The sequence below is a fragment of the Kitasatospora sp. NPDC001309 genome, from assembly GCF_042896295.1.
In the GTDB taxonomy this organism is placed as follows: domain Bacteria; phylum Actinomycetota; class Actinomycetes; order Streptomycetales; family Streptomycetaceae; genus Kitasatospora.
The window spans coordinates 83,039-91,302 of sequence record NZ_JBIAXC010000005.1 but is presented as its reverse complement, the minus strand read 5'-3'; the positions used below and the strand labels follow the sequence as shown (position 1 = coordinate 91,302).

Here is an 8,264-nt window from a genome sequence, read left to right as displayed (position 1 = left end):
GGGGCGTCGGCGGATCCGGTGGCGCGGTACTTGCGGGTGCGGTGGCACGGTGCACGGTGGTCGCGGGTACGGTCGGGCGGTACGTGGTCCGGCGGTGCGTGGCCGGGTGGTGCGTGGCCGGGTGGTGCGGGTCAGCGCTTCCGGGCCCGGCCGACCAGGACCAGGAAGCCGAGCGCCAGCACGATCGGGACGGCGTGCGAGACGCCGACCACGGTCAGCGGGCTGAGCAGGGCCAGCAGCGATCCGCTCAGCAGCATCCCGGTGCCCATGCCGACGTTCTCGGCGGAGGCGAGCAACCCGAAGGCCTGGCCGCGCCGTTCGTCGGTGAGCGCCTGGATCCGGGTGGTGTACGAGATCTCGGTGAAGCCGTCGCCGAGCCCCGCGCCGATCGCCACCAGGAGGAACAGCGGGGTCGGCAGTCCGGTGAAGACCAGGATGAAGCAGCCGGACATCAGGCAGGTCCCCAGGGCGAAGGCGCGCTCGCCCGGTTCGATGCCCCGGCGCAGCATGAGCCGGGAGACCAGTTGTTGGGCACCGAGGTTGCCGACCGCCCAGGTGGCCCAGAACATGCCCAGCAGCGCGGCCGGGTTGCCGGGGTCGTGCTGGTTGGCGAAGACCGGCAGGCTGATGTTGTGCGCGGCGGAGCCGAAGGCGTCCAGCAGTCGGATCGCCGCCATCGCGCCGACCACGGGGGCCGCGCGCAGCACCACCAGCGCCTGCCACCGGGTGCCGAATCGTTTCGCCTTGCCGCCGTCGGCAGCCTTGTCGGCCTCGGTGTCGGCGGTGGTACCGGTCGCGGCCGCGCCGGCGGCCTGTCCGGCCGCCTGCTCGGCGGGTTCGGCCCGGGTGCGCAACGGCAGCCTGAGCACCACGGCGGCGAACACCACGAAGCTCGACGCGTCGATCAGCAGTGCCGCACGGAACCCGGCCCACGCCACGACCACACCGGCGGAGGCGAAGCCGAGCACCATGGCGGCCGAACGGCAGCTCGCCATCAGGCTGTTGGCACGGGCCCGGCGCTCGGCGCCGACCATCTCCGGGATGCTGGTGCGCAGCGCGACGGCGCACACCGCGGCCGCGCCGCCGAAGACCAGCGCGAGCGGGTAGAGCACCGGGATCCGCGCGGACGCCGGGACGAGGGCCACCACGACCAGCGCCACCGCCTGGGCGAGGGCGCAGCCCGTCATCAGCCGCCGCCGGTCGACCCGGGCGACGAGCCGCCCGCTGACCAGTCCACCGGCGAAACCGCCGGTCAGACGCAGGATGAGGTACCCGGCCGTGCCGAGCGCGTTCCCGGCCGCCTCGTAGGCGAACAGGCTCAGCGCCACCAGGTCGAGCTGGCTCCCGTAGGTGGAGAGCGCGTCGCCCAGCGCCAGCCGGTAGAACACCCGGGGCAGCTTCTCGGTGGTCTGGAGCGGTACTTGCTGTGCGGTGTCCGGCACCGGTCCCCCAGGAAGGCCGCGTCGGTCGGCTCAGTGTGACATTGCACCGCAATCTAGAAGCCGCCCGGCCGGAGATCAAGAGCTTGATCGTCCACTGTCCGAAAGATCGTGAGTTCGGCCGACTCGGGGTCATCATTCCGGCCAGGGTGGCGATTTGCCGTCGGTGACACGTCAACTCGCGTTCACATGCGCATGACAGCATGCGCGCGGCCGAAGGCCCTGACCACCTGACCGGGGCTACTCGACCCGACCTGACCTGAGCCGACCCGACCGCTCCGACCCGGAGGACCGCAGTGAAGCGCACCCCCGCCCTCTCCGCCGCCTTGGCCCTCGCCCTGGCCCTCGGCGTCCTGTCCACCGCGGGCACGGCGTCCGCCCACGACCGCTCCGGCGCCGACGCCGACACCGCCCGGCACGGTCGCTACGGGACCAAGACCCCCTACCGGCCGCAGGGCGATCCGGACCGCTACCAGCAGCCCCCGCGCGGCTTCCGCCCGGTCTTCACCGAGAACGTCGCCCGCCACGGCTCCCGGGCCATGACCGGCAGCGAGGACGGCGACGCCGTGCTCGCCGTCCTCGCCGAGGCGGAACGGCAGGACGCCCTCACCGACCTCGGGGCCCGACTCGCCCCGCAGGTAGGGTCGTTGCTGGCCTCCGCCGCCACCCTCGGCTACGGGAACCTCTCCGCCCTGGGAGCCCGGGAGCACCGGCAGACGGCGCTGCGCCTGGAGCAGCGGCTGCCGTCCCTGTTCCGGACGATCGTCGCCGACCGGGAGCCCGTCCTGGTGGAGACCTCCGGCGTCCCGCGCGCGGTGGCCAGCGCCGACGCCTTCACCGCGGGTCTGACCGCCGGCGACCCCGGCCTGACGGGCCTGATCGGGGCCCCGGTGACCGACAAGGACCTGCTGTACTTCCACAAGCAGCCGCAGAACGCCGACTACCGCGCGTACCTGGCGAACGACCCCGACCTCGCCGCGGTCCTCGCCCGGAACGAGGCCGATCCGCGCACCGCCGAAGCGGCCCGGCACGCCCTCTCCCGCCTGTTCCGGGCGGACTTCGTCACGGCGCTGCCCGTCGACGAGCAGGTCTCCTTCGCCCGCTCGCTGTACGAGCTGTACAGCGCGGCTCCCGATCTCGCCGTGGAGGCGCCCTCGGTCGACCTCTCCCGCTACCTCACCGCCCACGACGCCCGGTGGTTGGGCTACCTCGACGACGCGGAGGAGTTCTACCAGAAGGGCCCCGCGTTCAGCGGACGCACCATCACCTACCGGATGGCCGGCGTCCTCCTCGACGACCTCCTCGCCCAGGCCGGGGCCAGGGCCGACGGCCGCAACCACAACGGCGCGGTGCTGCGCTTCACCCACGCCGAGGAGATCGAGCCGCTCGCCGCCCTGATGGGCCTGCCCGGCAGCACCGAGGGCGCCGATCCCGAACAGCCGTACAGCTACCGGAACAACCCGTGGCGCGGCGCCGAGGTGGTGCCGATGGCCGCGAACATCCAGTGGGACCTCTACGAGAACGCGCCCTCCGACGGCGGCCCGGCCGACCACCTGGTCCGGATGCTCTACAACGAGGAGGAGATCGCCTTCAAGCCCTCCTGCCGGCCGATCGCCGAGGGCAGCCACTACTACCGGCTGGACGAGCTCCGGCGCTGCCTCGCACACGACTGACCCCCGGCCCCTGGAGGCCAGGGGTCGGGGGTCAGGGGTCTCGGTATGTCGGAGCCGGAGCCGGAACCCGGGTCAGTTCGGGGAGCCGGTCCAGGTCACGGACTTCATGCCCTGCCCGCTGCCGTAGTAGGTGAACTGGACGGAGAACGGGTCGGCCGCGGCGTTCGGCAGCGCGTACGCCGACACCCCCGTGGCCTCCGCGCCCGGAGCCAGCGAGTCGCCGATGAACTTCATCCGGCCGCTGCCGTCGATCAGCGCGGTGACCAGGCCCCCGTTGGCGTCCTTGACGGTGGGCAGCCCCGATCCGACGAGCGAGACGTCCTTGGAGCCGGTGTTGGTGACGGTGATCCGTATCTGGATGATCGTGCTGTTCTTCGGCGCGGGGAACACGGTCTCGTTCGGCACGTACGGCTGCGGCGCGGCCATCGTGACCTTCAACCCGTCGGCGTAGGTGTAGGACTGGCCGAAGCCCAGGTGCCGGGCCTTCTCGTCGGCGGCCCGCGCCTGCTGCTCCTCCTCGAACTTCTTCTTCGCGGCGTCGAGCCTCTCCTTGGCCTTCGCCGCCCGGTCGGCGGCGGCCCGGTCGTCGGCCTCGGAGCGGAGCCGGGCGGCGTGCGCCTCGGCCTTCTCGTCCTCCTGCACGGAGTTCAGCGCCACCGCGAAGACCACCCCGCCGCCGACCGACAACAGCAGGCCGGTGACGCCCAGGATGACGCCCGCCAGGGCCACCCCCCGGTTGGTCGCCTCGCCCTTGCGCACGTACCCCAGGCCGATGATGCCGAAGATCAGCGCGAGCAGGGCCGGCAGCCAGGAGAGCCAGAACAGCACGACGACCAGGCCGAGGACGGTGCCGACGATCCCGAGCACCATGCCCGCGGTGCCCAGGCCGTTGCGCGGCTGGGGCGGGACCACCGGGTAGCCCTGCCAGTACGGCGCGCCCGGGTACGCACCGGGCGCACCGGCCGGGCCCTGGCCCGGGGCCGGATACGCGGCCGGGTACGCGGCCGGGGCGGGGGGCGGGGTCGGGGCCGCCTCCGGAGGAGCGAACGGCGACGGGCCTCCTACGGCAGCGGGAGCACCGACCGGCACGGGCGCGACAGGCGCCGCAGGCGCCGCGTCGGCGGGCACGGGCGCGGAATCGGGCTCGGCGGCGGGGCCCTCCGCCTCGGCCTCGGCCTCAGCCTTGGCCTCAGCATCGGCGGGCGCGGGCTCAGCGGCCTTGGCGAGCGAGACGGCATCGGCGGGCGCAGGCGTGGCGGCCTCGGCGAGCGGGACGACGTCGACGGCGGCCTCGGCATCGGCGGGCGCGGGCTCAGCGGCGGGGCCCTTCGCCTCGCCCTGCGCGTCGGCCTGAGCCTCACTCAGGGCCTCGCTCTGAGTGTCTGCCTGCTCCGGAGCCTCGCCCTGCCCCGGGGTCAGCGGCGTCCCCGGGTCGGCGCCGGCGGGCGCCGCCCCCGGCTGCGGGCTGTCGGGCGGGACAGGAACGGTCATACGGGATCCTTCGGGAACGTCGGGACGGTGAGCGGCTTTCCGCCCCGGGCCGAGGTCCCTCCGCAGTTCCCCCCGCACCGACGGCCCGACCTCCGCGATGCGCGTACCGGTCCGGGCCGGACCCGGGCGTCGGCATCCCGGTGGGGAGCGCGGCAGGGTCGGCGACTGATCAACATACAGGTGCCCGGTGACAGCCTCGACACCGCGGGTGCCGTCACCGCCCGGGACCGGCCGCCCTGCTTCGTCTGCGACTGACCACGGCCGGTTTCGCGCGGGTCACGCGCAGCACCTCGGCGAAAAACCGGTTGCCCGCCACCCCCCGGGCCGGGTGCAATGTCCGGCATGATCACACAGGTGCGCCTCCCGGCCCCGCCGGTCGGCGGTCCGGAGGAGCGCCTGTCACCGGACCGTCAGGCGGGAGACGCCGGCCCATGAGTACGCCATCTTCGTCGGCCGGCGCGGAGCGCGCCGACGGTCCGTCGGTGCCGATCGGCGCCCTCGTCCCGCTGAGCCGCCCGGGGTGGGTCGAGGCCGGCCGGCAGCTGCTCGCCGGGCTGGAGACCGCCGTCCGGGACGTCAACGACGCGGGCGGGATCGCCGGCCGGCCGCTGGACCTGCTGGTCCGGGACACGGCGGCCGATCCGCAGCGGGCCGCGGCGGCGGTGGAGGAGCTGGCGGGCCTGGGCGTGGTGGCCCTGACCGGGGAGTACCACAGCGTGGTCGCCCGGGCGGTGGCCGCGCGGGCGGAGGCGCTCGGTGTGCCGTACCTCTGCTCCTCGGCCGTCCTGGACGCGCTCACCGAGGGGCCGACGGACGGGGTCGCCCGGCTCTGCCCGGCGCAGTCGCACGGCTGGCGGATCTACGCGGAGTTCCTCCTCGACGCGGGCCACCGCCGGATCGCCGTGGCGGCCCAGCAGAGCGTCTACTGGGCCGCCGGGGCCCGTGTCCTGCGCGAGCGCCTGGCTCCGCACGGCGGCACCGTCGTCGAGCTGGACGCCGCCGCGCTCTCCCCCGCCGAGCTGTGCGGGGAGCTCGCCCGGCACGGCGCCACGGCCCTGTTGCTGCTGGTCGGCCACCCCGAGCCGGCCGTGCCGATCGTCCGGGCCGTCCGCCGTGACCGGCGCCTCGCCGGGGTCCTGATCGGTGCCCCGGCGGGGCAGCCGGAGTTCCCGCAGTGGCGGGCGCTGCTGGGCGAGGAGGGCGCGGCCGTCCCGTTCCTGCGCTACCTGCCCGAGCGGCTGGGCGCCACCGGCGAGCGCGTCGCGGCGGCCGTGCGGGAGCGGCTGGGCGAGGCGCCGTCCTTCGTGGCCTTCGAGGGCTACGACGCCGTGACCGTCCTCGCCGAGGTGCTGCGTTCCGCCGGTGCGGACCGGGAGCGCGTCGCCGCGGCCTGGCCGCGGGTCGACGTCGCGGGCACCCGGGGGCGGATCCGGTTCACCCGGGTGCCCGGCAGCGGCGTGTGGCAGTGGGCGTGGCCGCCGGTCCAGGTGGTCGACCGGGATCCGGCGGCGCCCGACCGGTTCCGGGTCCTGCGCTCCGGCTGAGCGGGCGGGGGCCGTGCCAACGGCGGCCGCGCCACGATCAGCTGTGCGGCGATCAGCCGTGGCGCGGCCCGCACCCGCTCAGCCGAGGGCGCTGAACCAGCGCACGATGTCGGCCGTGGCGGCCACGTTGGAGCCCAGGTGGCGGGAGCCCGCGAAGTCCGGGGTGCCGAGGTCGATGACCTCCGGGTCCGCGCCGTGCGCGCGCAGCGCGGCCGCGCAGTGGTCGGTGTTGGCGTCGGCGGCCTGCTCGTCGGCCTCGGCCGCGTAGAGCCGCACGGGGGCTCGCGGCGCCCAGTCGCAGGTGCCGTCGGCCACCCGGAGCGCTGCGGCGAAGCGGCCGGCCGGGTGGCGCAGCATCGCGAGGGCGCGCGGGGTGAGCAGTTCGCCGATGGTGCCCGGCGTGCCCGCGAACAGCTCCGGGCCGGTGTGCGAGCCGTCGAACAGCGCCTCGACGGTACGGTCGTACGGCTCCTGGAACACCTCGCCCGGGGAGTCGTAGAGGTGGTGCAGCCGGTTCCAGGCGACGAGCAGGTACGCGGCGTACAGCGCGCTCGACTTGGGCTCCAGGGAGCCGTCGAGCAGGGCCGGCAGCTCGGCCTCCCGGAAGGCGTAGCCGCCGCTGACCGGGGCGAGGGCTCGGAGGCGGAACCAGCGGTCGTCGCCGTCCTGGAGGGCGCGGGCGAGGCTCGTCGCGGCCGAGGCGCCCTGGGAGAAGCCGGTGACCAGGACGTCGTGGCCGAGGGTGCGGCCGGTGCGCGGGGCGAAGGCGCGGGCCGCCCGGAGCATGTCCAGGGAAGCGGTGGTCTCGGACGGCACGTCCATCCAGGGGTGGGTGCCGGGGCCGGTGCCCAGGCCCAGGTAGTCCGGGGCGACGGCGGCGAACCCGGCGGAGGCGTAGGTGAGGGCGGGCGAGGTCACGAACCCGGGCTTGGCCGTGGTGGAGGGGGCGTCGCCGCGGTAACTGGCGGTGCCGTGGGTGAACGAGACCGTCCGCAGCTGGTGTTCGCCACCGCGCGGGAGCACCAGTAGGCCGCTGGCGGTGGTCGGCCGGCCCTGCGGGTCGACGGTCCGGTACTCCAGGCGGTAGGTGTCCACGCCGTAGCGGACGGCGCCCGCGTCGTACTTGGCAGCGGTCAGGGCGGTGGCGACGGCGTCCTTGCTGTCGAGGGTGCCGGTCAGCCGGGCGGAGACCAGTCGGCCGCGCTCGCCGTGGTCCGACCGGTCCCACCGGTCCGTCGGGGCCGCCGACGCGACCCCCGCCGTCACGGTCGTGGTGGCCAGGGCTGCCAGCGCCAGCACGGTGCCGGCCCGGAGTCGGACGGAGCGTGATCTGCCCTTCGGGCGTAGGGAGTTCATGCCGCCGACGGTACGGTCGGTCGCCCTCGAACCGCAGTCCGGCCAGCGGGTGTGTCCGTCCTGGGGTTGTCCCCACCACGGCTCGGCGGAGGCAGGAGTCCCGACGGATCGTTTTCGGTCAGTTGTGAAGATCCTGCGATCCTGATCTTTCAGGGACCTGATCACCGCCGCTAGGGTGCGGCGCAGCCTCGCACTTCCCCCTCCCGCGCCGCCCCCGACAGCGGCGCGGGGACGACCGATCGGACCGGTGACACCGTGACCAGGACCCTCCGCCAGCTGACCACCCGCCTGGGACGGGCGGCCGCAGCGATCGCCGTGCTCGCCGCCGCCTTCACCGGCACCGCGGCGGCCGGCACCGCCTCCGCCACGGGCGGCTGGAGCTGCTCCGGCGCGCCCGTGCCCAGCGGCTACGTCATCACCATGTACAACGCGAGCGGCTGCAACAACCACGGCGCGTGGTTCCAGCAGCCCGCCCAGAACCGCCTGTGGACCTGCTCGGGCTCGCCGATCGTCTCCGGCTACGTGCTGACCAACTACAACCCGCAGGGCTGCAGCGGCGTCGGCGCCTGGTTCCACGAGCAGGTCCGCAACGGCATCTGGACCTGCCCCTACTCGCCGATCCCGGCCGGCTACCGCAGCACCACCTACGACGCCCGCGGCTGCAACGGCCTCGGCGCCTGGCTCACCATCAAGGCCTGACCGGACCGGCGCGCGGGCCGGGCCGGGCCGACGACCACCGGCCCGGCCCGCGGCGCTCCCCC

The 8,264-nt window shown here is 74.9% G+C and carries 6 protein-coding genes; 3 read left to right on the top strand and 3 right to left on the bottom strand.

What is annotated here, in order from left to right; all coding sequences use genetic code 11:
• Nucleotides 1-131: 131 nt before the first annotated feature.
• Nucleotides 132-1,442 (bottom strand): MFS transporter, encoded by a 1,311-nt coding sequence (locus tag ACFY2K_RS07135; RefSeq protein WP_387710049.1) that lies wholly within the window; start codon nucleotides 1,440-1,442, stop codon nucleotides 132-134.
• A 293-nt stretch (nucleotides 1,443-1,735) separates the two neighbouring features.
• Here ACFY2K_RS07135 and ACFY2K_RS07130 point away from each other — a divergent pair, with 293 nt between their 5' ends.
• Nucleotides 1,736-3,112, top strand: coding sequence for a histidine-type phosphatase (locus tag ACFY2K_RS07130; protein ID WP_387710047.1), 1,377 nt, complete (start codon nucleotides 1,736-1,738; stop codon nucleotides 3,110-3,112).
• Nucleotides 3,113-3,184: 72 nt separating this feature from the next.
• On the opposite strand, the gene ACFY2K_RS07125 is transcribed toward ACFY2K_RS07130, so the two are convergent.
• Nucleotides 3,185-4,603 carry a DUF4190 domain-containing protein gene (locus tag ACFY2K_RS07125; protein WP_387710045.1) on the bottom strand — a complete coding sequence of 473 codons (1,419 nt, stop codon included), beginning with the start codon at nucleotides 4,601-4,603 and terminating at the stop codon, nucleotides 3,185-3,187.
• A 431-nt stretch (nucleotides 4,604-5,034) separates the two neighbouring features.
• On the opposite strand from ACFY2K_RS07125, the gene ACFY2K_RS07120 reads away from it, so the two are divergent.
• Complete coding sequence (locus ACFY2K_RS07120; RefSeq protein WP_387710043.1) at nucleotides 5,035-6,147, top strand: ABC transporter substrate-binding protein; 1,113 nt, start codon at nucleotides 5,035-5,037, stop codon at nucleotides 6,145-6,147.
• A gap of 78 nt (nucleotides 6,148-6,225) precedes the next feature.
• On the opposite strand, the gene ACFY2K_RS07115 is transcribed toward ACFY2K_RS07120, so the two are convergent.
• Complete coding sequence (locus ACFY2K_RS07115; RefSeq protein ID WP_380527093.1) at nucleotides 6,226-7,503, bottom strand: lipase; 1,278 nt, start codon at nucleotides 7,501-7,503, stop codon at nucleotides 6,226-6,228.
• 255 nt (nucleotides 7,504-7,758) lie between these two features.
• On the opposite strand from ACFY2K_RS07115, the gene ACFY2K_RS07110 reads away from it, so the two are divergent.
• Nucleotides 7,759-8,202: a hypothetical protein gene (locus tag ACFY2K_RS07110; RefSeq protein WP_380408260.1), complete on the top strand. Its 444-nt coding sequence runs from the start codon at nucleotides 7,759-7,761 to the stop codon at nucleotides 8,200-8,202.
• Nucleotides 8,203-8,264: the final 62 nt, after the last annotated feature.